The organism is Streptomyces sp. NPDC014891 (assembly GCF_043081085.1).
Taxonomy (GTDB): Bacteria; Actinomycetota; Actinomycetes; order Streptomycetales; family Streptomycetaceae; genus Streptomyces.
Genome location: NZ_JBIBWF010000009.1, coordinates 374,202 through 399,836, shown reverse-complemented (window position 1 = coordinate 399,836; position 25,635 = coordinate 374,202). Strand labels below are relative to the sequence as shown.

The window sequence follows — 25,635 nt, the reverse complement described above, 5'->3', positions numbered from 1 at the left end:
GTCTCGCATCTCAGCATTCGTCCTCGACGGTCCGGTCCCTCCCGGCCAGGGTTCCGATGATCATCTGCGGCACCATGAGCCCGCCCATGAGGGCGATGGGGAGTGCCCAGCCGCCGCTGTGCTGGTAGAGGACGCCGACGAGGAGGGGGCCGGGGATGGAGATGAGGTAGCCGACGCTCTGGGCGAAGGCGGAGAGCCGGACGACTCCCGCGCCGGTGCGCGAGCGCATGCCGATCATGGTGAGGGCGAGCGGGAAGGAGCAGTTGGAGACGCCGAGGAGGACCGCCCAGAACCAGGCGCCGGCGGAGGGGGCGAGGAAGAGGCCGGTGTAGCCGGCGAGGCCGCAGAGCCCGAGGGCGACGACGATCGGGCCCTGGTTCTTCATGCGGGTGGCGAGCCGGGGGATCACGAAGGCGAGCGGGACGCCCATGACCATCGTGACGGCGAGGAGGACGCCCGCGGTGGAGGCGGGGACGCCGGCGTCGCGGAAGATCTGCGGCATCCAGCCCATGGTGATGTAGGCGCCGGTGGCCTGGAGGCCGAAGTAGCAGCCGAGGGCCCAGGCGGTGCGGCTGCGGGTGACGCGGGGGGCGGGGGCCTCGGCCGTGGCGGCGGAGGGCGCGGCGGCGCGTTCCCGGTCGCGTACGAGCGGGATCCAGGGCAGGACGGCCAGTGCGGCGACGGCCGCCCAGACGCCGAGGCCGATGCGCCAGTCGCCGCCGAGGGCCGCGGTCATGGGGACGGTCGCGGCCGCGGCGACGGAGGTGCCGAGGGCGAGGGCCATGGAGTAGAGGCCGGTCATGCTGCCGATGCGGTCGGGGAAGTACCGCTTGACGATGACCGGCATCAGGACGTTGCTGACGGCGATGCCCATGAGGGCCAGGGCGCTGGCGGCGAGGAAGCCGACGGTGCCGCCCGCGAAGGGGCGCAGGACCAGGCCGGCGAAGATCGCGGCCATGCCGGCGCAGACGACGGCGGCGGGGCCGAAACGGCGGGCGAGGCGCGGGGCGGTGATGCCGAAGACCGCGAAGCAGAGCGGCGGGACGGATGTGAGGACGCCGGCGACGGTGCCGCTCATGTGGAGGTCCGCGCTGACCTCTTCGAGGAGGGCGCCGAGGCTGGTGATGGCGGGCCGGAGGTTGAGGGCGGCCAGGACGAGTCCGACGGTGACGAGGCCGAGGGTCCAGCGCTGCGCCCGCCCCGGTGCGGGAGAATCGCCGGTGACGGCGGCTCCGCGCGGGGTCGTGGTGGCCGCCGGAGCGGTGGCCGTGGCCGGTCGTGCGGCGGGGTCGAGGGTCTTCGGCTCGTCAGGCATGGAGCCATCATAGAATCATGGGATGATTGGTTGTCCAATCCCGAACGGCTTGGGCGACCCGAACGAATGGGAAGGTGCTCCATGGCCCTCGGCCACCCCCGGCGCGCAGGCCTCTCCGACCAGGTGATCGCCGAACTGCGGAACCAGATCACCTCCGGCGAGTGGCCGGTGGGTTCGCGGATCCCGACCGAGCCCGAGCTGGTCGAGCAGCTGGGCGTGGCCCGCAACACCGTGCGCGAGGCGGTCCGGGCCCTGGCGCACAACGGGCTCCTCGACATCCGCCAGGGCTCCGGGACGTACGTCGTCGCCACCAGCGAGCTGGCGGGCGTGATGCACCGCCGGTTCGCCGGCTCCGACCCCCGGCACGTCGCCGAGCTGCGCTCGACCCTGGAGTCCGCCGCGGCCCGGCTCGCGGCCGCGCGGCGCGGCGAGCGCGACCTGAAGCAGCTCGACGCCCTGCTGCTCCGCCGGGAGGAGGCCTGGGAGTCGGGCGACGCGGAGCGGTTCGTGTCCGCCGACGCGACCTTCCACCACGCGGTCGTCGCCGCCTCGGGCAACGAGGTGCTCACGGAGCTCTACGCGGACCTGGGCGACCTGCTGCGGGAGTGGCTGCGCGACGACGTGGGGCAGGAGCTGCTGCCGGAGAACCGGATGGACCACGGGCGCCTGGTGGACGCGATCCGGGAGGGCGACGCGGAGCGGGCCGGCGCGGAGGCGGCCGGCTACCCCTACATGTGCCTCAGGAACCCCGCACCGGAGTCGGGTCGGGAGTCCCGTCCGCCGGCTGGTGCGTGATCCAGGCGGACCGGACCTCCTTCCAGCAGCGGCCGGTGACGCTGCCGTAGTCGGCGGGGGCGACCTCCACGGGGGCGCTGTCGGAGTCGACGTCCCACCAGCGCTCGCACTCGACGTGGAGCCGGATCCGGTCGGTGCGGGGGTACGGGTTCTGACAGTGGGCGGTGACGGTGGATCCCTGGACGACGGTGCGGCAGGAGGCTCCGAAGTCCTCCTTCTCGTCCGCCGGCGCGGCCGCGGGCGCTTCCTCGGCCGGGGCGGGGGCCGCCCGCACCTCGGCGGCGACGGCTGTCCCCGTGAGCAGTACGGCGACGGAGACGAACGCGCCGAACCCGTGACGTATCGCGTACATGCCCGCACCTCCTCCCCGTCAGCAGCAGAAGCATCGCGCTCTGCCCCAGTCTGGGGTGGTTCGTTCGACTTTTCGAGTCGTGCAGGGGTTGCGGAACGGCGAGGGCCGTGTGTCCGTCCCCTGTCGGGGCGGACACACGGCCCTGGTGCTGCGGCGAGGAGCGGTTACGCGCCGATGGCGTGCAGCCCGCCGTCCACGTGGATGATCTCGCCCGTGGTCTTCGGGAACCAGTCGGAGAGCAGCGCGACGATGCCGCGGCCGGCCGGCTCCGGGTCCGTGAGCTCCCACTCCAGCGGGGAGCGGCTGTCCCAGACGGAGGCCAGCTCGCCGAAGCCGGGGATCGACTTCGCGGCCATCGAGCCGAGCGGGCCCGCCGAGATCAGGTTGCAGCGGATGTTCTGCTTGCCCAGGTCACGGGCCATGTAGCGGCTGGTGGCCTCCAGGGCGGCCTTGGCCGGGCCCATCCAGTCGTACTGCGGCCAGGCGAACTTGGCGTCGAAGGTGAGGCCGACGACCGAGCCGCCCTCGCTCATCAGCGGCAGCAGCGCCATCGTCAGCGACTTCAGGGAGAAGGCGGAGACGTGCATGGCGGTGGCCACGGACTCGAACGGGGTGTTGAGGAAGTTGCCGCCGAGGGCGTCCTGCGGCGCGAAGCCGATGGAGTGCACGATGCCGTCGAGGCGGTCGCCCAGGTGCTCGCGGACCTGGCCCTCCAGGCGGGCGAGGTGCTCGTCGTTCGAGACGTCGAGCTCCAGGACCTTGACCTTGTCCGGGTGCGGCAGCTTCTTGGCGATGCGCTCGGTCAGCGTCGGCCGCGGCCAGGCGGTGAGGATGATCTCCGCGCCCTGCTCCTGGGCCAGCTTGGCGGCGTGGAAGGCGATGGAGGACTCCATCAGCACACCGGTGATGAGGATGCGCTTGCCCTCGAGAATTCCGCTCATGGTCAGTGACCCATGCCCAATCCGCCGTCAACCGGGATGACGGCTCCAGTGATGTACGAGGCGTCGTCGGAGGCGAGGAACTTCACCGCGGCGGCGATCTCCTCCGGCTGGGCGTAGCGGCCCAGCGGCACCTGGGACACGATGCCCGCGCGCTGCTCGTCGGTGAGCACGGCGGTCATGTCGGTGTCGACGAAACCAGGGGCGACGACGTTGAAGGTGATGTTGCGGGAGCCGAGCTCACGCGCGAGGGAGCGGGCGAAGCCCACCAGACCCGCCTTGGAGGCGGCGTAGTTGGCCTGGCCCGCGGAGCCCAGCAGACCGACCACCGAGGAGATGAGGACGACGCGGCCCTTCTTGGCGCGCAGCATCCCGCGGTTGGAGCGCTTGACGACCCGGAAGGTGCCGGTGAGGTTGGTGTCGACGACGGAGGTGAAGTCCTCCTCGGACATCCGCATGAGGAGCTGGTCCTTCGTCACACCGGCGTTGGCCACGAGGACCTCCACCGGACCGTGCTTCTCCTCGATCTCCTTGTAGGCCCGGTCGACCTGCTCGGAGTCGGTGATGTCGCACTTGACGGCGAGGAAGCCGTCCTTCTCCAGCTCGGCGGGGTCGCCGGAGCGGTACGTGATCGCGACCTTGTCGCCGGACTCGGCGAACGCGCGGGCGATGGCGAGGCCGATGCCCCGGTTTCCTCCGGTGACGAGAACCGAGCGGCTCAACGGATCACCCTTTCGATAGCGGTCTGGTAGCCGAAAACCTATCGGTATCGCTCCCGACATGAGGAATCGACCTCCGACAGTGGCGCCCGGGTGTCACTGTCGGGTCCCTACAGCTCAGGCCGCCCCGCGTCACGTAATGCGCCGACTCCGCGCGGCGTCCCGTGATTGACTTCCGTCGCAGATCAACGAGAGCTCCATCCTGCTCCACCCCAGCCTTCCGATCACCGAGAGCGAGGCCGCTCGTGGTCCACCAGATCGACCCTTCGTTCGTCGCGCTGCCCCTGCGGGCGCTCGCCGACGCGGCGCTCGCCCGGGCGCGCGCGCTCGGCGCCGAGCACGCGGACTTCCGCCTGGAGCGGGTGCGCAGCGCCTCCTGGCGGCTGCGCGACGCCAAACCGTCCGGTTCCTCCGACACCACGGACCTCGGCTACGCGGTGCGGGTGGTGCACGGCGGCGCCTGGGGCTTCGCGTCCGGTGTCGACCTGACCATGGACGGGGCCGCCAAGGTCGCCTCGCAGGCGGTCGCCATGGCCAAGCTGTCGGCCAAGGTGATCGCGGCGGCCGGGTCCGACGAGCGCGTGGAGCTCGCGGCGGAGCCGGTGCACGAGGAGCGCACCTGGGTCTCCTCGTACGAGATCGACCCCTTCTCCATCCCCGCCGAGGAGAAGAGCGCGCTGCTCGCGGACTGGAGCGCGCGGCTGCTGCGGGCGGAGGGCGTGGCGCACGTGGACGCCTCGCTGCTGACCGTCCACGAGAACAAGTTCTACGCGGACACGGCCGGCACCGTGACCACCCAGCAGCGGGTCCGGCTGCACCCCCAGCTGACGGCCGTCGCCGTCGACGGGACGACGGGCGAGTTCGACTCGATGCGGACGATCGCGCCGCCGGTCGGTCGGGGCTGGGAGTACCTGACGGGCACCGGCTGGGACTGGGACAAGGAGCTGGACGAGATCCCGGGCCTGCTCGCGGAGAAGATGCGGGCGCCGAGCGTGGAGGCGGGCCGGTACGACCTGGTCGTGGACCCGTCGAACCTCTGGCTGACCATCCACGAGTCCATCGGCCACGCCACCGAGCTGGACCGGGCGCTCGGCTACGAGGCGGCGTACGCCGGCACGTCCTTCGCGACCTTCGACCAGCTGGGCAAGCTGGCGTACGGCTCCTCGATCATGAACGTGACGGGCGACCGGACGGCCGAGCACGGTCTGGCGACCGTCGGGTTCGACGACGAGGGCGTCGAGGCGCAGAGCTGGGACCTGGTGAAGGACGGCACGCTCGTCGGCTACCAGCTGGACCGGCGGATCGCGAAGCTCACCGGCCTGGGCCGGTCGAACGGCTGCGCCTTCGCCGACTCCCCCGGGCACGTGCCGGTGCAGCGGATGGCGAACGTCTCCCTCCAGCCCGACCCGGGCGGCCTGTCGACCGAGGACCTGATCGGGGGCGTGGAGCGCGGGATCTACGTGGTCGGCGACCGGTCCTGGTCGATCGACATGCAGCGCTACAACTTCCAGTTCACCGGGCAGCGCTTCTTCCGCATCGAGAACGGCCGGCTCGCCGGGCAGCTGAGGGACGTCGCCTACCAGGCGACGACCACCGACTTCTGGGGCTCGATGGAGCAGGTCGGCGGCCCGCAGACGTACGTCCTCGGCGGCGCCTTCAACTGCGGCAAGGCCCAGCCGGGCCAGGTCGCGGCCGTCTCCCACGGCTGCCCCTCCGCCCTCTTCCGGGGCGTCAACATCCTGAACACGACGCAGGAGGCCGGACGATGAGCGCTCGCCACACGATTCGCCGGGGGTCCGGGGGTCGTCCCCCGGGCAAGCACAGTCTGAACACGACGCAGGAGGCCGGACGATGAGCCGCGTCAGCAAGCCGTACGAGATCGTCGAGCGGGCCCTGGAGCTGTCCCGGGCCGACGGGTGCGTGGTGATCGCCGACGAGGAGTCCTCGGCGAACCTGCGGTGGGCGGGGAACGCGCTCACCACCAACGGGGTGACCCGTGGCCGTACCCTCACCGTCATCGCGACCGTCGACGGCGCGCAGGGCACCGCCTCCGGTGTCGTGTCCCGGTCCGCGGTGACCGTCGACGACCTGGAGCCGCTGGTGCGGGCCGCCGAGGCCGCCGCGCGGGCCGCCGGGCCCGCCGAGGACGCCCAGCCGCTGGTGGCGGACGTGCCCGCGTCGCCCGACTTCACGGACGCGCCGGCGGAGACCTCCTCCGCGGTCTTCGCCGACTTCGCGCCGGCGCTCGGCGAGGCCTTCGCCCGCGCCCGGGCCGGCGGCCGCGAGCTGTACGGCTTCGCCAACCACGAGCTGACCTCCACCTACCTGGGGACCTCCACGGGTCTGCGGCTCCGCCACGACCAGCCCAACGGCACCCTGGAGCTGAACGCCAAGTCCCCCGACCGGGCCCGCTCGGCCTGGGCGGGACGGGCGACGCGGGATTTCAAGGACGTCGACCCGGCCGCCCTCGACGCCGGCCTCGCGACCCGGCTCGGCTGGGCGGAGCGCCGCATCGAGCTGCCCGCCGGGCGGTACGAGACGCTGCTGCCGCCGACGGCCGTGGCCGACCTGCTGATCTACCAGCTGTGGTCCTCCGCGGCCCGGGACGCGGTCGAGGGCCGTACGGTCTTCTCCAAGCCCGGTGGCGGCACCCGGCTCGGCGAGACCCTCTCGCCGCTGCCGCTGACCCTGCGCAGCGACCCGAACGAGCCGGGCCTGGAGTCCGCTCCGTTCGTCGTCGCCCACTCCTCGGGCGACGACTCCTCCGTCTTCGACAACGGCCTGCCGATCGCCCCGACGGACTGGGTGCGGGACGGAAGGCTGGAGCGTCTGATCACCACCCGGCACTCGGCGGAACTCACCGGCCTGCCGGTGGCCCCCGGAGCGGGGAACCTGATCCTGGACGGCGGCGGCGAGCGCTCCCTGGAGGAGATGGTCGCCTCGACGGAGCGGGGTCTGCTCCTCACCTGCCTCTGGTACATCCGCGAGGTCGACCCGGCGACGCTGCTGCTCACCGGGCTGACCCGGGACGGCGTCTACCTCGTCGAGAACGGCGAGGTGGTCGGCGAGGTGAACAACTTCCGGTTCAACGAGTCGCCGGTGGACCTGCTGTCGCGGGCCTCCGAGGCGGGCCGGACGGAGAAGACGCTGCCCCGCGAGTGGAGCGACTGGTTCACCCGGGCGGCGATGCCCGCCCTCCGGATCCCCGACTTCAACATGAGCTCGGTCAGCAAGGGGGTCTGACCCACCTAGACTGAGACGTCTTTTCCCATCGCACGCACAAGGAGACGGACGACGTGACCGACATCGTCGACGAGCTGAAGTGGCGCGGGCTCTTCGCCCAGTCCACCGACGAGGACGCACTGCGCAAGGCTCTCGCGGACGGTCCCGTCACCTTCTATTGCGGTTTCGACCCGACCGCGGCCAGTCTCCACGTCGGCCACCTGGTCCAGGTCCTCACTGTCCGCCGGCTCCAGCAGGCCGGGCACCGGCCGCTGGCGCTGGTCGGCGGGGCCACCGGCCAGATCGGTGACCCGCGGCCGACGGCGGAGCGCACCCTGAACGACCCCGAGACGGTCGCGAACTGGGTGAACCGGCTGCGGACGCAGATCGAGCCGTTCCTCTCCTTCGAGGGGGAGAACGCCGCGGTCATGGTGAACAACCTGGACTGGACCGCCGGGATGTCCGCGATCGAGTTCCTGCGGGACATCGGCAAGCACTTCCGGGTCAACAAGATGCTGACCAAGGACTCCGTGGCCCGGCGCCTGGAGTCCGAGCAGGGCATCAGCTACACCGAGTTCAGCTACCAGCTGCTCCAGGCGATGGACTTCCTGGAGCTGTACCGGCGCTACGGCTGCACGCTCCAGCAGGGCGGCTCCGACCAGTGGGGCAACCTGGTGGCCGGCCTCGACCTGATCCACCGGCTGGAGCCGGGCGTCGAGGCGCACGCGCTGGCGACCCCGCTGATGGTCAAGGCGGACGGCACCAAGTTCGGCAAGACCGAGGGCGGCGCCGTCTGGCTCGACCCGGAGATGACGACGCCGTACGCGTTCTACCAGTTCTGGCTGAACGTGGACGACCGGGACATCTCCACGTACATGCGGATCCTCTCCTTCAAGCCCCGCGAGGAGCTGGAGGAGCTGGAGCGGCAGACCGCCGAGCGGCCGCAGGCCCGCGCCGCGCAGCGCGCGCTGGCCGAGGAGCTGACCGCGCTGGTGCACGGCGCGGACCAGTGCGCGGCCGTCATCGACGCCTCCAAGGCGCTGTTCGGCCAGGGCGACCTGGCGGAGCTGGACGAGGCGACGCTGGCCGCCGCCCTGTCCGAGCTGCCGCACGCGCGGGTGACGGAGCTGGGCCAGGTCGTCGACCTGTTCACCGAGGTCGGTCTGGCCCCGAGCAAGTCGGGTGCGCGCCGCACGGTGAAGGAGGGCGGGGCGTACGTGAACAACGTGAAGGTCACCGCCGAGGACGCCGAGGTGTCGGCGGACGAGCTGCTGCACGGCCGCTGGCTGGTGCTGCGGCGTGGCAAGAAGAACCTGGCGGCGATCGAGTTCGCCGGCGCCTGACGCACGTCACGCCGGGAGGCCCGGTACGGCACACCACGTGCCGTACCGGGCCTCCCGGCGTACGGGGGCGGGGCCGGAGGAGGCTAGGCCCGCCGTCGGTTGCCCTTGATCGAGGCCCACACCATGTCCCCCACTCCGACCACGGCGACGGCGCCGATGAGCTGGAGCAGGTGGCGGGTCCAGTCGATGCCCTTGGTGTCGTTGACACCGATCCAGGTCGCGACGGCGTTGCCGAGCACGCTGCCGAGAATGCCGAACACGGTCGTCAGCCAGAGCGGGATCTGCTGCTTCCCGGGCAGGATCGCCTTCGCGATCAGACCCAGGACGAATCCCACGATGATCGCCCACAACCAACTCATCGTCGCCTCCTTGTACGCATGTGCGCCCAGTCTCGGCCCCTGCGTCATACTGCGCATGTCGGACAGCTCCATCCGTGCCCCGGTCTCGTCGGCCGGAAGGGGCGGGCGTACCGTGGAGCGAGGTCCGGAACGCGGAGCGTCCGGCGCGACCGGTGGGTGGTGGACGGCGATGGCGAAGCGTGGCGGAAGCGAGGTCTTCCGGATCACGGGGGCGCGGCAGGGGCTCGCGGACGACGTCCGGGGGCGCCAGCGGCGCTATGTCATCTCGATGACGGTCCGGACGCTGTCGGTGATCGCGGCCGCGGTGCTCTGGAACGTCGAGCGGCACGTGGCCGTGGTGGCGCTCGCGCTGGGCGTCCTGCTCCCCTACATCGCGGTGGTCATCGCGAACGCGGGCCGGGAGTCGGCCCCGTCCCTGCCCTCCACGTTCGTACCGGCTCCGGTGCGACCCGCGCTCGGGTTCGGGGACGGCCCCGCGGACCCGGACACCGGGAACACCGGGAATGCCGAGAAAGCCGGGAATGCCGAGAACGCCGGGAACACCGGGAACGCCGGATACGCCGCGGGCGCAGAGCGACCGTACGGCCAGAACTGATCACGGACAGTGGCCGGAAAGCTCAAGAAAAGCTCAGATCAATCGTGAAGTTCCGGTGCACCGCACCCCATGTGCCGTGACATACTGCCTACGCGCTCCGCATCCCCCGTCGGAGCGACAGACCGATGCCGGGCAGCTCCCCCCGTGGCTGCTCGGCATCGCCTTTGCTGGACAATGATCAGGTGAGCGAAGAGAAGCCGATCTGTTCCGCAAAGGGCTGCCGCGCCGACGCCGTCTGGGTCCTCGCGTGGAACAACCCCAAGCTGCACACGCCCGAGCGCCGCAAGACCTGGCTCGCGTGCGAGGAGCACCGGGAGCACCTGTCCCAGTTCCTGGGTGTACGGGGCTTCCTCAAGGACGTCGTACCGCTGGCCGACTGGGACACCCCCTAGATCGGGAGCGCCGGACGCCGTCCGGCGGGGAGGCCCGCGGCCCGGACCGTCCGGTCCGGGCCGCGGGCCTCCCAGTTCAGCCGCCGATCGCCGACATCGGGCGGTCGGGCTGGAGGAACTCCGGGTCGTCGAGGCCGGAGCCGGCCTTCTTGCCCCACATCGCCTTCCGCCAGAGCTCCGCGACCTCGGCGTCGGAGGCGTCCGAGCGGAGGGTGGCCCGCAGGTCCGTCTCCTCGGTGGCGAACAGACAGGTCCGCACCTGACCGTCGGCGGTGAGCCGGGTGCGGTCGCAGGCCCGGCAGAACGGGCGGGTGACGGAGGCGATGACGCCGACCGTGTGCGGTCCGCCGTCGACGACCCAGCGCTCGGCGGGGGCGGAGCCCCGCTCGTCGGCGCCTTCCGGCGTCAGGGTGAAGCGGGTGCGCAGGGACTCCAGGATGTCCCCGGCGGTGATCATGCCGTCGCGCTTCCAGCCGTGCTGGGCGTCGAGCGGCATCTGCTCGATGAAGCGGAGCTCGTAGCCCTCCTCGACCGCCCAGGCGAGCAGGTCGGGGGCCTCGTCGGCGTTGAGTCCGGGCATGAGGACGGCGTTGACCTTGACCGGGGTGAGGCCGGCGTCGCGGGCGGCGGCCATGCCGTCGAGGACGTCCTGGTGTCGGTCGCGCCGGGTGAGGGTCTTGAAGACCTCGGGCCGCAGGGTGTCCAGGGAGACGTTGACCCGGTCGAGGCCGGCGGCCTTCAGGGCGGTGGCGGTGCGCTTGAGCCCGATGCCGTTGGTGGTGAGGGACATCCGGGGGCGCGGCTCCAGGGCCGCGCAGCGCTCGACGATGCCGACGAGGCCGGGGCGGAGCAGGGGCTCGCCGCCGGTGAAGCGGACCTCGGTGACGCCGAGGTCGGTGACGGCGATGCGGATCAGCCGGACGATCTCGTCGTCGGTGAGCAGGTCCGGCTTCGCGAGCCACTGCAGGCCTTCTTCCGGCATGCAGTACGTGCAGCGGAGATTGCAGCGGTCGGTGAGCGAGACGCGCAGGTCGGTGGCCACCCGGCCGAAGGTGTCGATGAGCACTGTGGGCCCCCTCCCCGTCTTGGTGTGGGCGTGTGATTCGAGCCTACGTGAGCGGGCCGCCCGCGAGCAGGGCAGATTGTCACGAGGACCGGCGCGGCCGCGTCGTAGAACTCTACGACGCGGCCGCCCCGGGGTCGCGGACCGTATACGGCCGACTGCGCTGGGGTCAGTGCTTGACCGCGGCGGCGACCCCCACGCCGGTGAGGGACTTGACCTCCAGCTCGGCGTACTTGCCGGCGTCGGGCTCCTCCTTGGAGAAGAGGGAGCCGAGCCAGCCGAGGAGGAAGCCGAGCGGGATCGAGACGAGCCCGGGGTTCTCCAGCGGGAACCAGTGGAAGTCCACGCCCTTGAACATCGAGGCCGGACCGCCGGAGACGACCGGGGAGAACAGGACGAGGACGACGGAGGAGATCAGTCCGCCGTAGATCGACCAGAGCGCGCCCTGGGTGGTGAACCTCTTCCAGAACAGCGAGTAGAGGATCGTGGGCAGGTTGGCGGAGGCGGCGACGGCGAAGGCGAGGGCGACCAGGCCGGCGACGTTGAGGTCGCGGGCGAGGGCGCCGAGCGCGATCGAGACGATGCCGATGAGGACGGTGGACAGCCGGGCCGCCCGCATCTCCTCCTGCTCGGTGGCCTTGCCCCGCTTGATCACGTTCGCGTAGATGTCGTGGGCGAAGGACGAGGACGAGGCCAGGGTCAGGCCGGCGACCACGGCGAGGATGGTGGCGAAGGCGACGGCGGAGATGACGGCGAGGAGGATCGCGCCGCCGGTGGAGCCGGTGCCGCCGCCGACCTCCAGGGCGGTGAGCGGGGCGGCCGTGTTGCCCGCCTTGTTGGAGGCCGTGATGGTGTCGCCGCTGAGCAGCGCGGCGGCGCCGAAGCCGAGGACGATCGTCATCAGGTAGAAGCCGCCGATGATGCCGATGGCCCAGTTGACCGACTTCCGGGCGGCCTTGGCGGTCGGCACGGTGTAGAAGCGGATCAGGATGTGCGGCAGGCCGGCCGTGCCGAGGACGAGGGCGATGCCGAGGGAGAGGAAGTCCAGCTTCGAGAGGGCGGTGGCGCCGTACTTGAGGCCGGGTTCCAGGAAGGCGTCGCCCTTGCCGCTGTTGGTGGCGGCGGCGCCGAGCAGCTGCGAGAGGTTGAAGTCGAACTTCAGCAGGATGAGGAAGGTGATGAGGAGCGTGCCCGCGATGAGCAGGACGGCCTTGACCATCTGCACCCAGGTGGTGCCCTTCATACCGCCGATCGTGACGTAGACGATCATCAGGACGCCGACCAGGGCGACGATCGCGATCTTGCCGCCGTCGCTGGTGATGCCGAGGAGCAGCGACACGAGGACGCCTGCGCCCGCCATCTGCGCCAGCAGGTAGAAGATGGACACGACGATGGTGGAGGTGCCGGCGGCGGTGCGGACCGGGCGCTGGCGCATCCGGTAGGCGAGGACGTCGCCCATGGTGAACCGGCCGGAGTTGCGGAGCGGTTCGGCGACCAGGAGCAGGGCGACGAGCCAGGCGACCAGGAAGCCGATCGAGTACAGGAAGCCGTCGTAGCCGTAGAGGGCGATGGCGCCGCTGATGCCGAGGAAGGAGGCGGCGGACATGTAGTCGCCGGAGATCGCGAGGCCGTTCTGGAAGCCGGTGAACTGGCTGCCGCCGGCGTAGAAGTCGGCGGCGCTGCGGGTCTGGCGGCCGGCCCAGACGGTGATGGCCAGGGTCGCGATGACGAAGGCGCCGAAGAGGGCGATGATCAGTGGGCGGTGCTCGCCGGTGGCGTTGGCCGCGAGCAGGACGGGGGTGTTCATGCGTCGCCCTCCATGCGCTTTCTGATGGCGTCGGCCCGGGGGTCGAGCCGGTTCGCCGCGTGTCGGGAGTAGAGCCAGGCGATGAGGAAGGTGGTCGCGAACTGGCCGAGGCCCAGGAGGAGGGCGACGTTGATGTTGCCGAAGACCTTGGTCCCCATGAAGCCGCCCGCGTAGTTGGAGAGCAGCACGTACAGCAGGTACCAGGCGATGAAGGCCAGGGTGAGCGGGAAGGCGAAGGAGCGGTACGTGCGGCGGAGTTCGCCGAACTCCTCCCCTTCCTGCACCTCGATGAACTGCTCCGTGCCGGGACCGGCGGGTCCGGCGGGGCCCTCCGTCCCGTCTCTGGGCGGCGGGGGTGCTTCGGTAGCCACGGACTCTCCTCGTGACGCGGGGGCGGACGGCATGGACAAGGGGGCCTCACCGGAGTGCGGGAACGGGGGACTCCGGTTGGAGCCCCTCCCCTGCCCAACGGCACGGGGCGGAACGGGAAGTGGTTCACGCGGAGGATTTCTTCGGTCAGATCTCCATGAAGTCTTCTCAACTCATTGATGGGCATGGAAGATCAGCGATAGCTTCACTCGTCATGCACCTGTCCGCGCGTAAACCCGCGCGCGGGCAGTACATACGGATGATGTGGAGAACCCATGGCTCATCTGGGATCGAGGCGCGGCCGAGCTCTCGCTCTGCCTGTTGGTCTCGCGCTCACGGCCTCGCTCGGCTTCCTTCCCTCCGGCGCTGCCTCCGCCGCGGAACTGAGCGACGCACCGGCGACCGCCAAGACGGCGACGAACGGGCCGAAGCTGTCCTACGTCGTGAACGTCGGCGCGGGTCGCGGAACCGCCGCCTCGGTGAGGAAGTCGATCGCCCGGGCCGGCGGAGAAGTGGTCGTCTCGTACGACCAGATAGGCGTCATAGTCGTCCACTCGCAGGACCCCCAGTTCGCGAAGACGATCCGCCGGGCCTACGGCGTGGTGTCGGCCGGTGCGACCCGTACCGCTCCGCTGTCCGTGCAGACCGACAACTCGGTCGGCGGCGGCTCGCAGGCGCTGACCGAGGCCGAGGCCAAGGCCGCCGCCGCCCGTGCGACGGACGAGCAGGACGCCCTGGAGCCCCTGCAGTGGGACCTTCCGGCGATCAAGGCCGACAAGGCCCACAAGCGGACCCTCGGCAGCAAGCGGGTCACCGTCGGCGTCATCGACACGGGTGTCGACGACACCCACCCGGACCTGGCGCCGAACTTCGACGCCAAGGCCTCCGCGAACTGCGTCTCCGGCAAGCCGGACACCACCCCCGGATCGTGGCGTCCGAACCCCGGCGAGAGCGACCACGGCACCCACGTCGCCGGTACGATCGCCGCCGCCAAGAACGGCATCGGCATCACCGGTGTCGCCCCGGGCGTGAAGGTCTCCGGCATCAAGGTGTCCACCCCGGACGGCTTCTTCTACACGGAGGCCGTGGTCTGCGGCTTCGTGTGGGCGGCCGAGCACGGCGTCGACGTCACGAACAACAGCTACTACACCGACCCGTGGATGTTCGCCTGCAAGAACGACGCGGACCAGAAGGCGCTCATCGAGGCCGTCACCCGCGCGAGCCGTTACGCCGAGCACAAGGGCGCGGTCAACGTCGCCGCGGCCGGCAACTCGAAGTTCGACCTGGCCGCCGACGAGATCCTCGACAACAGCAGCCCGAACGACACCACCCCCGGCGACCGGGTCATCGACCCGAAGAAGTGCCTCGACTACCCGGCCATGCTGCCGGGTGTCGTCACGGTCTCCGCGACCGGCGCCAAGGGCCTGAAGTCGTCGTACTCGAACTACGGCCTGGGCGTCATCGACATCGCGGCCCCGGGCGGCGACAGCACCAGGTTCCAGACCCCGGACGCCCCGGCGGTCAACGGCCTGATCCTGTCGACGACGGTCAACGGCGGCTACAACTACAAGGCCGGCACCTCGATGGCCGCCCCGCACGCGGCGGGCGTCCTGGCGCTGCTCAAGTCGACGTACCCCTCGGCGAGCCCGGCGGCCCTCAAGGCGCTGCTGTACGCGCAGGCCGACAAGCGCGCGTGCACCAACCCCTACGACATCGACGCCGACGGCAAGATCGACGCGGTGTGCGAGGGCGGCAAGAACAAGAACGGCTTCTACGGAGCCGGTCTGATCGACGCGCTGGACGCGGTGCGCCGCTTCTAGCCGACGTGTGAGCGGGTGAGGGCCCTGGTGTGGTGTGCCACATCAGGGCCCTTCGCGTGCCCCGGCTGCCATAGTCGGTCCATGGACCACACGGTGCGCACCGGTACGGAGTCGTTGTGGTCGGCCCTCGGCGGCGATCCCGCCCTGGTCGACCGGGTGGAGTACGGCGGCCCCGCGGGGCTGCTGGCCGCGCGGCTGCCGGTGATGGAGCTCGCCCGGGCCTCGGTCGCGGTCTGCTCGCTCGCCGCCGTGGAGCGCGCGGGGCTGACCGGGCCGGTACGGGTGGACGACGGGGCCGTCGCGACCGCGTTCGTGAGCGAGCGGCATCTGCGGGTCGACGGGCGGGCCCCGGTGAGCTTCGCACCGCTCTCCCGGTTCTGGCGGGCGGCCGACGGCTGGGTCCGCACGCACGCCAACTATCCGCACCACCGGGCGGCGCTGCTCACGGCGCTGGGCGTCGCGGACACCGGCGCCGACGCCGTGGACGCCGTCGGCGCGGCGATCGGCGGGCGCGGGGCGGTCGAGGTGGAGACGGCGGTGTACGCGGCCGGAGGCCTGGCCGTCGCGCTGCGGACTCCCGCGCGGTGGGCGGAGCACGCGCAGGGGCGGGAGGTGGCGGCGCGGCCGCTGCTGACCCGGGAGCGGCTCGACGAGGCGCCGCCGCGGCGGCGCGACGGGCCGCTGCGGGTCCTGGACCTGACCCGGGTGATCGCCGGGCCGGTCGCGACCCGGACGCTGGCGCTGCTCGGTGCGGACGTGCTGCGGATCGACCCGCCGGGCCGTCCCGAACTGCCGGACCAGCACGCGGACACGGACGTCGGCAAGCGGACCTCCGCACTCGACCTGGACCGGCCGTCGGACCGCCGTACCTTCCGGGAGCTCCTGGACGCGGCCGACGTGCTGGTCACCGGCTACCGGCCGGGCGCGCTCGACCGCTTCGACCTGGAGCGGCCGGGGCTGGTCACCGCGCGGCTCTCCGCCTGGGGCGACTACGGGCCGTGGGCCGGGCGGCGCGGCTTCGACAGCCTGGTGCAGGTGGCGACCGGGATCGCGGTCGCCGAGGGGTCGGCGGAGCGGCCTGGCACACTGCCGGCCCAGGCGCTGGACCACGGCACCGGCTATCTGCTCGCGGCGGCGGTCCTGCGGTCGCTCACCGAGCAGGACCGGGACGGCGGCACGCGGCTCGTCCGGCTCGCCCTGGCCCAGACGGGCCACTGGCTGACGCACGCGCTGCCGCGGTACGAGCCCGAGCGGTACGTCACCGCTGCGGAGGGGCCGCTGGGCCGGCTGCGGCACGCGCTGTCCCCCGTCGCCTACGAGGGCGGCCCGGCGGGCTGGTCCCGCCCGCCGGGCGTCCAGGGGGCCGACGCCCCCGTCTGGACTACGGCTTGACGAGGACCTTGAGGGCGGTGCGCTCGTCCATCGCCCGGTAGCCGCCGGGGACTCCGTCGAGGCCGACGGTCAGGTCGAAGACCGGCGACGGGTCGATGGTGCCGTCGAGGACGTCGGGGAGCAGCTCCGGGATGTAGGCGCGCACGGGGGCGACGCCGCCGCGCAGGGCGATGTTCCGGTCGAACATGACGGACAGGTCGAGTCCGGTGCCGCTGCCGTGGGGGACGCCGACGTAGCCGATCGAGCCGCCGTCGCGGGCGACGGCGACGGCGGTCCGCATGGACTGCTCGGTGCCGACGGCCTCGATGACGGCGTGGGCGCCCTGGCCGCCGGTGAGCTCGCGGACGGCGGCCTCGGCGGCCTCCCCGCGCTCGGCGACGACGTCGGTGGCGCCGAAGAGGCGGGCGATGTCGGTGCGGGCGGTGTGCCGGCCGAGCGCGATGATCCGCTCGGCGCCGAGCCGGCGGGCGGCGAGGACACCGCAGAGGCCGACGGCTCCGTCGCCGACCACGGCGACGGTCGAGCCCTTGCGGACCCCGGCGCCGAGGGCGGCGTGGTGGCCGGTGCCCATGACGTCGGAGAGGGCGAGGAGGGCGGTGAGGAGGCGGTCGTCCGAGGCGGCGTCGGCGGGCAGCTTGACGAGGGTGCCGTCGGCGAAGGGGACGCGGACGGCCTCGCCCTGGCCGCCGTCGGAGCCGACCGAGCCCCAGAAGCCGCCGCTCGGGCAGGAGGTCTGGAGGCCCTCGGCGCAGTAGCCGCAGGTGCCGTCGGACCAGACGAAGGGGGCGACGACGAGGTCTCCGGCGGTGAAGCCGGTGACCTCGGAGCCCGCCGCCTCGACGATGCCGAGGAACTCGTGGCCGATGCGCTGGCCGGGCTGCCGGGCGGACTCGCCGCGGTAGGCCCACAGGTCGCTGCCGCAGACACAGGCACGCAGGACGCGGACGACGACGTCGGTGGGGTCCTGCACGACCGGGTCGGGCACGTCCTCCACGCGCATGTCGAACGGGGCGTGGATGGTGGTGGCGCGCATGACGGACGTTCCTTGCTGTCGGACAGTTGTACGACGTTCACCGTACATCGCGTGCGGTGCTTCCGCGCGGCGGGTGCCGGCCGGCACGGCTCGGGCAGGATCCGGGGGGAACGGCCTAGACCCCCGTGGCCCCCAGCAGGGAGCCCGCGCCGTAGGTGACGGCCATCGCCAGGGCTCCGCCGCCCACGTTGCGGAGGATCGCGCGGCCGGCGGGGGCGGCGCCCAGGCGGGCGCTCCACCAGCCGGTGAGGGTGAGGGCCGCGAGCACGGAGACCACCGTGACCCAGAGGCGGGCCGGGGCCGGCGGCAGGACGATCGCGAGGAGCGGGAGCAGGGCGCCGACGGTGAAGGCGAGGAAGCTGGCCGCGGCCGCGTGCCAGGGGATCGTCAGCCGGTCGGGGTCGATGCCCAGCTCCACGCGCGCGTGGGCGCGCAGCGCGTCGCGGGCGGTGAGCTGCTCGGCGGCCTCGCGGGCCACGTCGGCGGAGAGGCCGCGGGCCGCCAGGAGGCCGGTGAGTTCTGCCAGTTCCGCCTCCGGGTCCGCGCGGAGTTCGCGCCTCTCCTCGGCGAGCGCGGCCTTCTCGGAGTCGCGCTGGGTGGAGACGGAGACGTACTCCCCCGCCGCCATCGACATGGATCCGGCGAGCAGCCCCGCGAGGCCGGCGGTGAGCAGCGCCGCCTGGGACTCGGTGGCGCCGGCGACGCCGACGACGAGGCCCGCGGTGGAGACGACTCCGTCGTTGGCTCCGAGCACGGCGGCCCGGAGCCAGTTGAGACGGGAGCCGAGGGCTCCGCCCTGGGCCTCGTGTGCGGGGGCGTCGGTCGGCTCGGGTGCGTCGGTCACGTCAGTGAGCGTCGCACCCGGCGGGTCACCAGACGCGGACCGACCCGCCCGGGGCGAAGGCCGGGCTGGTGGCGCCGGCGGGGACCTCCTTCAGGGGCTCGGCGATCTCCTCGACGCGCGGTCCGTGGACGGCGGCGAGGGGGTCGAGGAGGTGGAGGTCGAAGCCGTAGACGCGGGCCGCGTTGCCGCCGACCATCGCCGCGACCTCCTCCTCGGGCAGTCCGGCGTAGGCGATCCGCAGGCCTTCGCGGGAGTACGGCGCGGTGCCCTCGTCGTGGGGGTAGTCGCTGCCCCACATGATCTTGTCGAGGCCGATCCGGTCGCGCAGCGGGACCTCGTGGGGCCGCATGAAGCTGGCGCCGACGAAGCAGTTGTCTCGCCAGACCGCGCTGGGGCCCCTGCCCATGGCCTCCGCCAGGCCGGCGCCGAACTTGGACTCCGCGGTGGCGGCCCGCGTCGCGGCCGAGACCAGTCGGCCGTGGTAGTAGTCCAGCATGTCGAGCACGCCCGGGATCCAGCCCGAGCCCTGCTCGGTCAGGACCAGCTTGAGCCCGGGGTGGCGCCGGAAGACGCCGCCGAAGACCAGGTGCCACAGCGCCCGGTGGGAGAACCAGGTCGTCTCCACCATGAAGACCGCCCGGGCGGCCGGTTCGTCGCCGAGCGGCGGCGACGCCGAGCCGCCGTGGTGGTTGACGGGGACGCCGAGCTCGGCGCAGACCGCCCAGATCGGGTCGTACGCCTCCGAGTACAGCTCGGGCACGGGCGAGCCGGGCGGCACGCCGGGGAGCAGGATGCCCCCGGTGAGGCCGGCCTCGCGGGCGCGGCGGATCTCGGCGACCGCCGCGTCGACGTCGTTGAGGAGGATCTGCGCCACGCCGGCCCGGCGGCCCGGCGCGGCCGCGCAGAAGTCGGCCAGCCAGCGGTTGTGCGCCTGGAGTCCGGCCCACCGCAGCTCGTACTCGGCCGCGGTGGGCGGCTGGGCCATCAGGGAGGCCTTGGGGAAGAACGGCGGGACGGTGTTGGGGAAGACGACCTCGGCGACGATGCCGTCGGCCTCCAGCTCGCGCAGCCGGCGCTCGGAGTTCCAGTTGCGGTCGGCGGTGTCGGCGAGCAGGTCCTCGTACGGGTTGACGTAGGAGGCCGCCCAGGCGTCGAAGGCCTCGTGGTGCCGGCTCTCCAGGTACGGGCGGTAGTCGAGGAGGTCGGCGCCGGCGTGGCAGTCCGCGGAGATGACGGTGTAGCGGTCCATCAGCCCACCCCCAGGGCGGGGAAGTCGTGGTCCGTCAGCCAGTGGCGGCCGACCTCGCGCGAGCGGGCCCAGGAGGCCTCGACGGCGGTCTGGTCGGCGGGCTGGCCCAGGTCGGCGGGGGTGGGGCCGATGCGGCGGGCGATCGGCTCCAGCTTCCGGAGGTCGAAGCCGAAGACCTCGGCCGCGGCGAGCCCCAGCATCCGGCGGGTCTCCGTCACCGGGATGTCGTGGAAGGTCCTCCGCAGCCATCCGCGGGTGTCGGGCCAGGTCCCCTCCGGGTGCGGGAAGTCGGAGCCCCAGAGGATGTTGTCGACGCCGATCTCGTACCGCTGGGCGAGTTCGCGCCGCTTGGTGTTGGTGGCGCAGATGAAGACCTGCCGGTCCAGGTACTCGCTCGGCGGGCGCCTCAGCTCCGCGAACGGGGACAGCTTCTTGCCGCCGTGGGCGCCGAGGTAGAGCCGGTCCATGAACCAGAGCAGGTTGGGCAGCCACCAGCAGCCGGACTCGGCGATCCCGAAGCGCAGTCCGGGGTGCCGTTCGAAGGCGCCGGACCAGAGGAGGAACCACAGCGGCCTGGCCGGCCACCAGGTGACCTCGGAGACGTAGATGCCGAGGTGGTCGCCGTACTCCTCGCGGGGTGCCGCTCCCGAGTGGGTGACCAGCGGCATCCCGGTCTCGGCGGCGGCCGCCCAGACCGGTTCGTAGATCCGGTCGTGGTAGGGCGCCTTGTCCACCCACATGGAGGGGATCATCAGGGCCCCGAGCCCGGACTCCTTGGCCCGGTGGATCTCGGCGACGACCTTCGCCGGCTCGGCCGTGATGGGCAGCAGCGCCACCCCGCAGTGCCGCGCCGCGCCGGCGGAGTCCCCTCCCACGAACTCGGCGAGCCAGCGGTTGTGGGCCTGCGCGCCGGCCATGCCGAGTTCCGGGTCCTGGTCTCCGGAGAGTCCGAGCCCGACCCCGAACGGGGCGGCGGTCCTGCTGTCGACGGCGTCCGCGTCGGGGAAGACGACCTCGGCGGCCACTCCGTCGCCGTCGAGCTCCTTGAGGCGCTGCCCGACGTCCCAGCCGCCCCGCAGCCCCTCCTCGTTGTCGGTGAACCACTTGTTCGCGAAGGCCTCGTTGCGGACCCCGAGCCGCGTCATGGCCTCCCGGCGCGCCTCGCGTCCGGCGAGGAAGTCGTCGAAGGCGCGGTGGAAGCGGGAGTCGAGGTAGGGCCGGTACTCCACGGTGGGGAGCCCGGCGTGGCAGTCGGAGGAGATGATCAGATACGGATCGTTCGGATCGGCCATCACGGCCTCCTCAGTCGAGTATGAAGCTCTCCAGGTACGACGGGGCGGCGCGGTCGAGCATCGACCGCGAGCGCGCCCGGATCTGCCGGTCGCTGTGCTCGCTCTCCGGCAGCATCCAGAAGCGGTCGGCGCGGATGCCGTCGACGACGTGCTCGGCGACCTCCTCCACCGGGGTGAAGGCGACCTCGTGGCCGGCCTCCTTCATCGCGGCCTCCCACTGGTCGAGGCTGCGGTAAGGGGTCCTGCGCGGACGCTCCTTGGCGTACCGGGCGGGACGGTTGCGGTGCGACTCCCAGAGGCCGGTGCGGAGCATGTGCGGGCCGGGGAAGAGGACGGAGGCGCCCACGCGCGCGTGCTCGGCCCGGAGGTGGGCGTAGAGGGACTCGGTCATGGTGACGACGGCCGCCTTGGTGACCGCGTACACGGAGGCGGTGGGCAGCGGGGCGATGCCGCCGTCGCCGGAGGAGGTGTTGACGACGTGGCCGGGCTCGCCGCCGGCGAGCATCCGGGGGACGAAGGCCTGGATGCCGTGGAAGACGCCCCAGACGTTGACCGAGAAGGCCCACTTCCAGTCGTTGGGCTCGTGCTCCCACATGCGGCCCTCGGCGCCGGAGCCGACCCCGGCGTTGTTGCAGAGGACGTGGACGGCGCCGAAGGCGGCGTACGCGGCGTCGGCGAACTCCCGCACCGCGTCGGGGTCGGAGACGTCCACCGTCCGCGCGAGGACCCGGGCGCCGTCGGTCGTGAGCTCGTCGGCGGCCTCGGCGAGCGCGCCCTCCTCGACGTCGCCGAGGACGACGGCCAGTCCCTCGGCGGCGAAGCGGCGGGCCATGGCGCGTCCGATGCCGCTCGCCGCGCCGGTGACGACGGCGACCTGTCCCTCCCGGAGCTCCATCAGACGCTCCCCTCGGGCGGTCCGTCGAGGATCTGCTGCGGGTCGTCGTACCGCTGGTGGATGTAGGGCAGGAGGTCCTGCGCGGAGACCCGTTCGGCGACCGTGCCCCTCTGGTCGGTGGTCTTCTCGCCGATGGTGATCTCGACGAGCCGGCGGACGGGGAGGTCGGCGACCGGGTCGTACATGGACTCGCGCAGCACCACGTCGCCGGTGACGCGCTCCAGTCTGCGGACCTTCTCGTGGCGGACGCAGTGGACGAGGACGGGGTCGGCGTCGAAGCCCGAGCCCTCCACGCCCGGCAGGAACTTGAAGTAGAAGTCGGTCTTCTCGACCGGTTCCGGGAGCGGCAGCGGCCCGGAGACCGCGCCGCGCACCTCGACGAAGTCGATGCCGTGCCGCCCGAGCGCGGCGCGCACGACGAGGCCGTCGCGCTCGACGACGACCTCGCCGAGCTTCTTCGGTTCGCCGAAGACCTCCCGGCCGCCGACGAGGGCGCGCTCGTGGGTCATCGGCATGACCAGCGGGTACCAGCCCTCGCGGTCGCCGTGGGCGGCGGCGACCGCGACCGATCCGGCGCCGAGCGGGTAGCCGGGCAGGTCGACCCGGGAGACGGTGGCCCGGACGAGGGGCCGCGCGGTGGGTTTCAGCGGGGGCGGCAGGACGGCCGCCACCACCTCCGGATCGGTCTCCCAGACGGCGACCACTCCGGTGGACCAGATGTCGGGGAGCCGGGCGCTCCTGGTGCGGGCCGCCGTGATCTCGGCGTCCGTCCGCGCCCCGTACCGTACTCGTGCCATGGCTTACCACCCTTCGGGGGGTCGAGTCTGTAACACAGTTACACCGGCGGCGATGAAGGGTAAAGACCCGTGCACGCCCAGGAGTTCGGAGGGGCAGGGATGGCGCGCGCCGCACTCACCCGCGAGGAGGTCCTGGAGGCCGCCGCCACCCTGGTGCGCCGGCACGGCCCCGACGCCCTCACCATGCGCAGGCTCGCGGCCGACCTCGGCACCGCGGTCACCTCGATCTACTGGCACGTCGGCAACCGGGAGTCGCTGCTCGACGCCCTGGTCGAGCGGACGGTCGCGGACCTCGACGCGATCCGCCCGCGCGGCGCGACCCCGGCCGAGCGCCTGGTCTCGATCGCCCGTTCGTTGCGCCGCGCGCTGCGCGAGCGCCCCCATCTGGTGGCGCTGGTCCACGAACGGGGCCTCACGGAACGCATGTTCCTGCCGGCCCAGCGCGCCCTCGTCCGCGAGGCGCACGCCGCGGGGCTGCGCGGGGCGCACGCGGCGCGGGCCGTCCGCGCGGTGCAGTTCCAGGTCGTCGGCTACGTCCTGGTGGAGCGCAACCGGGAGCGGTCACCGGCGCAGTCGCCCGCCGAGGAGGAGCTGTGGAGCGGCGAGGACGCCGGGTCCGACGCGCCGCTGGCGCGGGCGCTCGCCGCTCCGGTGGACACCGAGCGCCTGTTCGTCGACTCGGTGCGCGCACTGGTCGACGGGCTCCTCGCCGGGACTCCCGGGGGCACCGGGGACGGAGGTGTCGGCCGCGGGCCGTATTCTCAGTGACCGTGCTTGACGACCGAACGACAGCAGCGACGTGGCCGGCCGCCTACCCGCAGGGGTACGCGGTCGTCGACGTGGAGACCACCGGACTCGCCCGCGACGACCGGATAGTGTCGGCTGCCGTCTACCGGCTGGACGCCCAGGGGAACGTCGAGGACCACTGGTACACGCTGGTCAATCCCGAGCGCGATCCGGGTCCCGTCTGGATCCACGGGCTCACCACCGACGTCCTGGAGGGCGCGCCGCTCTTCCCGGAGATCGCGGCGGAGTTCGCGGCCCGGCTGGACGGGCGGGTGCTCGTCGCGCACAACGCGATGTTCGACTGGCAGATGATCGCCCGGGAGTACGCGCGCGCGGAGTCGGCCGCCCCGGTGCGGCAGCGGCTGTGCACGATCGCGCTCGCCAAGGAGCTGTCGCTGCCGCTGCCGAACCACAAGCTGGAGTCGCTCGCCGCCCACTTCGGCGTCGTCCAGCAGCGCGCGCACAACGCGCTCGACGACGCGCGCGTGCTCGCGGAGGCGTTCCGGCCGAGCCTGCACGCGGCGGCCGAGCGCAACGTGCGGCTGCCGCTGCTCGAATGCCGGCCGCTGACCGAGTGGGCCGCGTCGCCCGCGCCGCAGCCGCGGATCGGCCACCAGGCCGGGTACGGCTCGTCGTACCGGGCGGGGAGCTGGCGCCCCTCGCGGAAGCGGCCGCCGTGCCCGTACCCCAACCCGGGCCGGTACGAGACGGACAAACCACTCAAGCAGGGCATGCGGGTGGCGTTCTCGGGGGACACCTCCGTCGACCGCGAGCTGCTTGAGGACCGCACGGTCGAGGCCGGGCTCCATGTGGCGGGCAGCGTCTCCCGGCTGACGAGCCTCCTCGTCACCAACGACCCGGACTCGGCCACCTCCAAGACCGTCAAGGCCAAGTCCTTCGGCACGCCGATCGTCGACGAGGCCGCCTACACCCAGCTGCTGCGGGACGTGGCCCCGGCAGACGGGTGACACCCCCGGCCCGGCGGGCGTGCCGCGCGGCGCCCGCCCGGCCGGGAGCCCCACCCTGTGGCGCATGGCACGTTGTGAGGTCTGCGGAAACGATTACGGCATGTCCTTCGAGGTACACGCACAGGGCGCGGTCCATGTCTTCGACTGCTTCGCGTGCGCCATCCACCGCATGGCGCCCATCTGCGAGCACTGCCGGGTCCAGATCATCGGACAGGGCGTCGAGGTCGACGGCAGCTGGTACTGCGGCGGCCACTGCGCCCGCGCGGAGGGAAAGGTGGGCATCGTCGACAGGGTCTGAGGACGGCGCCGCCCGGAAGCGACGGGCCCCGCGGCCCCTCCGCGCCCCCGACGGCGGGGTCCCGGGAGACGGCCCACGGCCCGGCTCCCCCGAGCCGCCCCCCGTGCGTGCACCCCGTGGACCGAGTTGTACGGTCATGGGGTGTACCGCTTCTTGTTGTCCCGGCAGTGGGTGATCCTCACCCTCATCGCCCTCGTCCTCGTCCCGACGATGATCGAGCTGGGCTTCTGGCAGTTCCACCGGCACGAGCGCCGGGTCGCCCAGAACGCCCTGATCGCGGACAGCATCGCGGCGAAGCCGGTCCCGGTCGAGGAGCTCACCTCCCCCGGGCACACGGTCCCCCGCTCCGACTACTGGCGGCCCGTCACCGCCACCGGCACCTTCGACACCTCCCACGAGGTGGTCGTCCGGCGCCGCACCTCCGCCGACGAGCGGGTCGGCGTCCACATCCTGACCCCGCTGGTCCTCCGGGACGGCCTGGTCGTCCTGGTCAACCGCGGCTGGGTCCCGGCCGCGGCCGACCAGCACGCCTTCCCGCCGGTGCCGCCCGCCCCCGAGGGCGAGGTCACCGTCACCGGCCGGCTCAAGGCGGACGAGACGACCGGCGCGAGCGGCATCAAGGACCTCAAGGGCCTGCCGGACCGCCAGGTCATGCTCATCAACAGCAGACAGCAGGCGGAGCTCATCGGCCGCGAGGTGCTCGGCGGCTACCTGGAGCAGACCGGACCCGAGCCCGCCGGAGACACCCCCGAGCTGATCCCCGAGCCCGACCACGCGTCGATCGGCGCCCACATGGCGTACGCGGTGCAGTGGTGGCTCTTCGCGGCCGGGGTACCCGTCGGCTGGGTGATCCTGGTCCGCCGCGAGAAGCGCGACCGCGAGGCCGCGGCCGCCGCCGGGACCACCGGAAACGACGCCCCGGACACACCCGACGGCCCGGAGAGCGACACGGCCGCGGTCAGGTCCGCCCCGTCCCTCTGATTGACCACCGC

The 25,635-nt window shown here is 72.5% G+C and carries 26 protein-coding genes; 12 read left to right on the top strand and 14 right to left on the bottom strand.

Annotated elements, in window-relative coordinates; genetic code table 11:
* Positions 1-10: 10 nt before the first annotated feature.
* Complete coding sequence (locus ACF09E_RS26390; RefSeq protein WP_392207591.1) at positions 11-1,315, bottom strand: CynX/NimT family MFS transporter; 1,305 nt, start codon at positions 1,313-1,315, stop codon at positions 11-13.
* Between the two features lie 81 nt (positions 1,316-1,396).
* On the opposite strand from ACF09E_RS26390, the gene ACF09E_RS26385 reads away from it, so the two are divergent.
* Positions 1,397-2,110, top strand: coding sequence for a FadR/GntR family transcriptional regulator (locus ACF09E_RS26385; RefSeq protein ID WP_392207589.1), 714 nt, complete (start codon positions 1,397-1,399; stop codon positions 2,108-2,110).
* Here ACF09E_RS26385 and ACF09E_RS26380 read toward each other — a convergent pair.
* From ACF09E_RS26380 to fabG, 3 genes are all read right to left on the bottom strand, one after another.
* The gene (locus ACF09E_RS26380; RefSeq protein WP_392207587.1) at positions 2,055-2,462 is read right to left on the bottom strand and encodes a hypothetical protein; all 408 of its coding nucleotides are present in this window, start codon (positions 2,460-2,462) and stop codon (positions 2,055-2,057) included. The two genes, ACF09E_RS26385 and ACF09E_RS26380, sit on opposite strands and share 56 nt — an antisense overlap.
* 164 nt (positions 2,463-2,626) lie before the next feature.
* Complete coding sequence (fabI, locus tag ACF09E_RS26375; protein WP_361850385.1) at positions 2,627-3,403, bottom strand: enoyl-ACP reductase FabI; 777 nt, start codon at positions 3,401-3,403, stop codon at positions 2,627-2,629.
* A gap of 2 nt (positions 3,404-3,405) precedes the next feature.
* The gene (fabG, locus tag ACF09E_RS26370; RefSeq protein WP_361850383.1) at positions 3,406-4,122 is read right to left on the bottom strand and encodes a 3-oxoacyl-[acyl-carrier-protein] reductase; all 717 of its coding nucleotides are present in this window, start codon (positions 4,120-4,122) and stop codon (positions 3,406-3,408) included.
* 242 nt (positions 4,123-4,364) lie between these two features.
* Between fabG and ACF09E_RS26365 the strand changes: the two genes are divergently transcribed.
* From ACF09E_RS26365 to tyrS, 3 genes are all read left to right on the top strand, one after another.
* A complete protein-coding gene (locus ACF09E_RS26365; RefSeq protein WP_361850381.1) occupies positions 4,365-5,888 on the top strand; it encodes a TldD/PmbA family protein in 1,524 nt (507 codons plus the stop codon).
* A gap of 82 nt (positions 5,889-5,970) precedes the next feature.
* Positions 5,971-7,362, top strand: a complete 1,392-nt coding sequence (locus ACF09E_RS26360) for a metallopeptidase TldD-related protein (RefSeq protein ID WP_392207585.1) — start codon at positions 5,971-5,973, stop codon at positions 7,360-7,362.
* Between the two features lie 53 nt (positions 7,363-7,415).
* The gene (gene tyrS / locus ACF09E_RS26355) at positions 7,416-8,684 is read left to right on the top strand and encodes a tyrosine--tRNA ligase (RefSeq protein ID WP_392207583.1); all 1,269 of its coding nucleotides are present in this window, start codon (positions 7,416-7,418) and stop codon (positions 8,682-8,684) included.
* 83 nt (positions 8,685-8,767) lie between these two features.
* Here the strand turns inward: tyrS and ACF09E_RS26350 are convergent, their stop codons facing one another.
* Entirely contained in the window at positions 8,768-9,043 is a 276-nt protein-coding gene (locus ACF09E_RS26350; protein ID WP_362112235.1) for a GlsB/YeaQ/YmgE family stress response membrane protein, read from the bottom strand.
* Between the two features lie 169 nt (positions 9,044-9,212).
* Between ACF09E_RS26350 and ACF09E_RS26345 the strand changes: the two genes are divergently transcribed.
* Positions 9,213-9,638 carry a DUF3099 domain-containing protein gene (locus tag ACF09E_RS26345; RefSeq protein ID WP_392207581.1) on the top strand — a complete coding sequence of 142 codons (426 nt, stop codon included), beginning with the start codon at positions 9,213-9,215 and terminating at the stop codon, positions 9,636-9,638.
* A gap of 182 nt (positions 9,639-9,820) precedes the next feature.
* Positions 9,821-10,030, top strand: coding sequence for a hypothetical protein (locus tag ACF09E_RS26340; RefSeq protein WP_392207579.1), 210 nt, complete (start codon positions 9,821-9,823; stop codon positions 10,028-10,030).
* A 76-nt stretch (positions 10,031-10,106) separates the two neighbouring features.
* Here the strand turns inward: ACF09E_RS26340 and moaA are convergent, their stop codons facing one another.
* The 3 genes from moaA to ACF09E_RS26325 all read right to left on the bottom strand — a co-directional run bounded on the left by moaA (position 10,107) and on the right by ACF09E_RS26325 (position 13,271).
* Positions 10,107-11,096, bottom strand: a complete 990-nt coding sequence (moaA, locus tag ACF09E_RS26335; RefSeq protein WP_392207577.1) for a GTP 3',8-cyclase MoaA — start codon at positions 11,094-11,096, stop codon at positions 10,107-10,109.
* Positions 11,097-11,262: 166 nt separating this feature from the next.
* Complete coding sequence (locus ACF09E_RS26330; RefSeq protein WP_392207575.1) at positions 11,263-12,900, bottom strand: cation acetate symporter; 1,638 nt, start codon at positions 12,898-12,900, stop codon at positions 11,263-11,265.
* A complete protein-coding gene (locus ACF09E_RS26325; RefSeq protein ID WP_388802785.1) occupies positions 12,897-13,271 on the bottom strand; it encodes a DUF485 domain-containing protein in 375 nt (124 codons plus the stop codon). The genes ACF09E_RS26330 and ACF09E_RS26325 overlap by 4 nt, the downstream gene beginning before the upstream one ends.
* Positions 13,272-13,544: 273 nt before the next feature.
* On the opposite strand from ACF09E_RS26325, the gene ACF09E_RS26320 reads away from it, so the two are divergent.
* Positions 13,545-15,089 (top strand): S8 family serine peptidase, encoded by a 1,545-nt coding sequence (locus ACF09E_RS26320; RefSeq protein WP_392207573.1) that lies wholly within the window; start codon positions 13,545-13,547, stop codon positions 15,087-15,089.
* 81 nt (positions 15,090-15,170) lie between these two features.
* On the top strand, positions 15,171-16,481 hold the full coding sequence (locus tag ACF09E_RS26315; protein WP_392207571.1) for a CoA transferase: 1,311 nt from the start codon (positions 15,171-15,173) through the stop codon (positions 16,479-16,481).
* On the opposite strand, the gene ACF09E_RS26310 is transcribed toward ACF09E_RS26315, so the two are convergent.
* From ACF09E_RS26310 to ACF09E_RS26285, 6 genes are all read right to left on the bottom strand, one after another.
* Positions 16,471-17,514 carry a zinc-dependent alcohol dehydrogenase family protein gene (locus ACF09E_RS26310; protein ID WP_392207569.1) on the bottom strand — a complete coding sequence of 348 codons (1,044 nt, stop codon included), beginning with the start codon at positions 17,512-17,514 and terminating at the stop codon, positions 16,471-16,473. The genes ACF09E_RS26315 and ACF09E_RS26310 overlap by 11 nt on opposite strands.
* A gap of 115 nt (positions 17,515-17,629) precedes the next feature.
* Positions 17,630-18,358, bottom strand: coding sequence for a VIT family protein (locus tag ACF09E_RS26305; RefSeq protein ID WP_392207567.1), 729 nt, complete (start codon positions 18,356-18,358; stop codon positions 17,630-17,632).
* Positions 18,359-18,383: 25 nt separating this feature from the next.
* Positions 18,384-19,607, bottom strand: coding sequence for an amidohydrolase family protein (locus ACF09E_RS26300; RefSeq protein WP_392207565.1), 1,224 nt, complete (start codon positions 19,605-19,607; stop codon positions 18,384-18,386).
* Entirely contained in the window at positions 19,607-20,899 is a 1,293-nt protein-coding gene (locus tag ACF09E_RS26295) for an amidohydrolase family protein (protein WP_392207563.1), read from the bottom strand. The genes ACF09E_RS26300 and ACF09E_RS26295 overlap by 1 nt, the downstream gene beginning before the upstream one ends.
* Positions 20,900-20,909: 10 nt before the next feature.
* Complete coding sequence (locus ACF09E_RS26290) at positions 20,910-21,794, bottom strand: SDR family NAD(P)-dependent oxidoreductase (RefSeq protein WP_392207561.1); 885 nt, start codon at positions 21,792-21,794, stop codon at positions 20,910-20,912.
* On the bottom strand, positions 21,794-22,591 hold the full coding sequence (locus ACF09E_RS26285; RefSeq protein WP_392207559.1) for an acetoacetate decarboxylase family protein: 798 nt from the start codon (positions 22,589-22,591) through the stop codon (positions 21,794-21,796). Before ACF09E_RS26285 ends, ACF09E_RS26290 begins: the two co-directional genes overlap by 1 nt.
* A gap of 99 nt (positions 22,592-22,690) precedes the next feature.
* Between ACF09E_RS26285 and ACF09E_RS26280 the strand changes: the two genes are divergently transcribed.
* The 4 genes from ACF09E_RS26280 (at position 22,691) to ACF09E_RS26265 (ending at position 25,624) form a co-directional block, all read left to right on the top strand.
* The gene (locus ACF09E_RS26280) at positions 22,691-23,359 is read left to right on the top strand and encodes a TetR/AcrR family transcriptional regulator (RefSeq protein ID WP_392207557.1); all 669 of its coding nucleotides are present in this window, start codon (positions 22,691-22,693) and stop codon (positions 23,357-23,359) included.
* Positions 23,356-24,345: a DEDDh family exonuclease gene (locus tag ACF09E_RS26275; protein WP_392207555.1), complete on the top strand. Its 990-nt coding sequence runs from the start codon at positions 23,356-23,358 to the stop codon at positions 24,343-24,345. The genes ACF09E_RS26280 and ACF09E_RS26275 overlap by 4 nt, the downstream gene beginning before the upstream one ends.
* Before the next feature lie 64 nt (positions 24,346-24,409).
* Entirely contained in the window at positions 24,410-24,643 is a 234-nt protein-coding gene (locus ACF09E_RS26270) for a hypothetical protein (RefSeq protein WP_073806545.1), read from the top strand.
* Positions 24,644-24,784: 141 nt separating this feature from the next.
* Positions 24,785-25,624: an SURF1 family protein gene (locus ACF09E_RS26265; protein WP_392207553.1), complete on the top strand. Its 840-nt coding sequence runs from the start codon at positions 24,785-24,787 to the stop codon at positions 25,622-25,624.
* Positions 25,625-25,635 lie beyond the last annotated feature (11 nt).

Bases quoted from the DNA above. Each gene is read 5' to 3' on its own strand.
- ACF09E_RS26295 (WP_392207563.1), bottom strand. From the start codon at position 20,899: ATGGCCGATCCGAACGATCCGTATCTGATCATCTCCTCCGACTGCCAC.
- ACF09E_RS26280 (WP_392207557.1), top strand. From the start codon at position 22,691: ATGGCGCGCGCCGCACTCACCCGCGAGGAGGTCCTGGAGGCCGCCGCC.
- ACF09E_RS26320 (WP_392207573.1), top strand. From the start codon at position 13,545: ATGGCTCATCTGGGATCGAGGCGCGGCCGAGCTCTCGCTCTGCCTGTT.
- ACF09E_RS26270 (WP_073806545.1), top strand. From the start codon at position 24,410: ATGGCACGTTGTGAGGTCTGCGGAAACGATTACGGCATGTCCTTCGAG.
- ACF09E_RS26345 (WP_392207581.1), top strand. From the start codon at position 9,213: ATGGCGAAGCGTGGCGGAAGCGAGGTCTTCCGGATCACGGGGGCGCGG.
- ACF09E_RS26300 (WP_392207565.1), bottom strand. From the start codon at position 19,607: ATGGACCGCTACACCGTCATCTCCGCGGACTGCCACGCCGGCGCCGAC.
- ACF09E_RS26290 (WP_392207561.1), bottom strand. From the start codon at position 21,794: ATGGAGCTCCGGGAGGGACAGGTCGCCGTCGTCACCGGCGCGGCGAGC.
- ACF09E_RS26330 (WP_392207575.1), bottom strand. From the start codon at position 12,900: ATGAACACCCCCGTCCTGCTCGCGGCCAACGCCACCGGCGAGCACCGC.
- ACF09E_RS26310 (WP_392207569.1), bottom strand. From the start codon at position 17,514: ATGCGCGCCACCACCATCCACGCCCCGTTCGACATGCGCGTGGAGGAC.
- ACF09E_RS26350 (WP_362112235.1), bottom strand. From the start codon at position 9,043: ATGAGTTGGTTGTGGGCGATCATCGTGGGATTCGTCCTGGGTCTGATC.
- ACF09E_RS26360 (WP_392207585.1), top strand. From the start codon at position 5,971: ATGAGCCGCGTCAGCAAGCCGTACGAGATCGTCGAGCGGGCCCTGGAG.
- fabI (WP_361850385.1), bottom strand. From the start codon at position 3,403: ATGAGCGGAATTCTCGAGGGCAAGCGCATCCTCATCACCGGTGTGCTG.
- ACF09E_RS26385 (WP_392207589.1), top strand. From the start codon at position 1,397: ATGGCCCTCGGCCACCCCCGGCGCGCAGGCCTCTCCGACCAGGTGATC.
- ACF09E_RS26285 (WP_392207559.1), bottom strand. From the start codon at position 22,591: ATGGCACGAGTACGGTACGGGGCGCGGACGGACGCCGAGATCACGGCG.
- ACF09E_RS26390 (WP_392207591.1), bottom strand. From the start codon at position 1,315: ATGCCTGACGAGCCGAAGACCCTCGACCCCGCCGCACGACCGGCCACG.
- ACF09E_RS26315 (WP_392207571.1), top strand. From the start codon at position 15,171: ATGGACCACACGGTGCGCACCGGTACGGAGTCGTTGTGGTCGGCCCTC.
- ACF09E_RS26380 (WP_392207587.1), bottom strand. From the start codon at position 2,462: ATGTACGCGATACGTCACGGGTTCGGCGCGTTCGTCTCCGTCGCCGTA.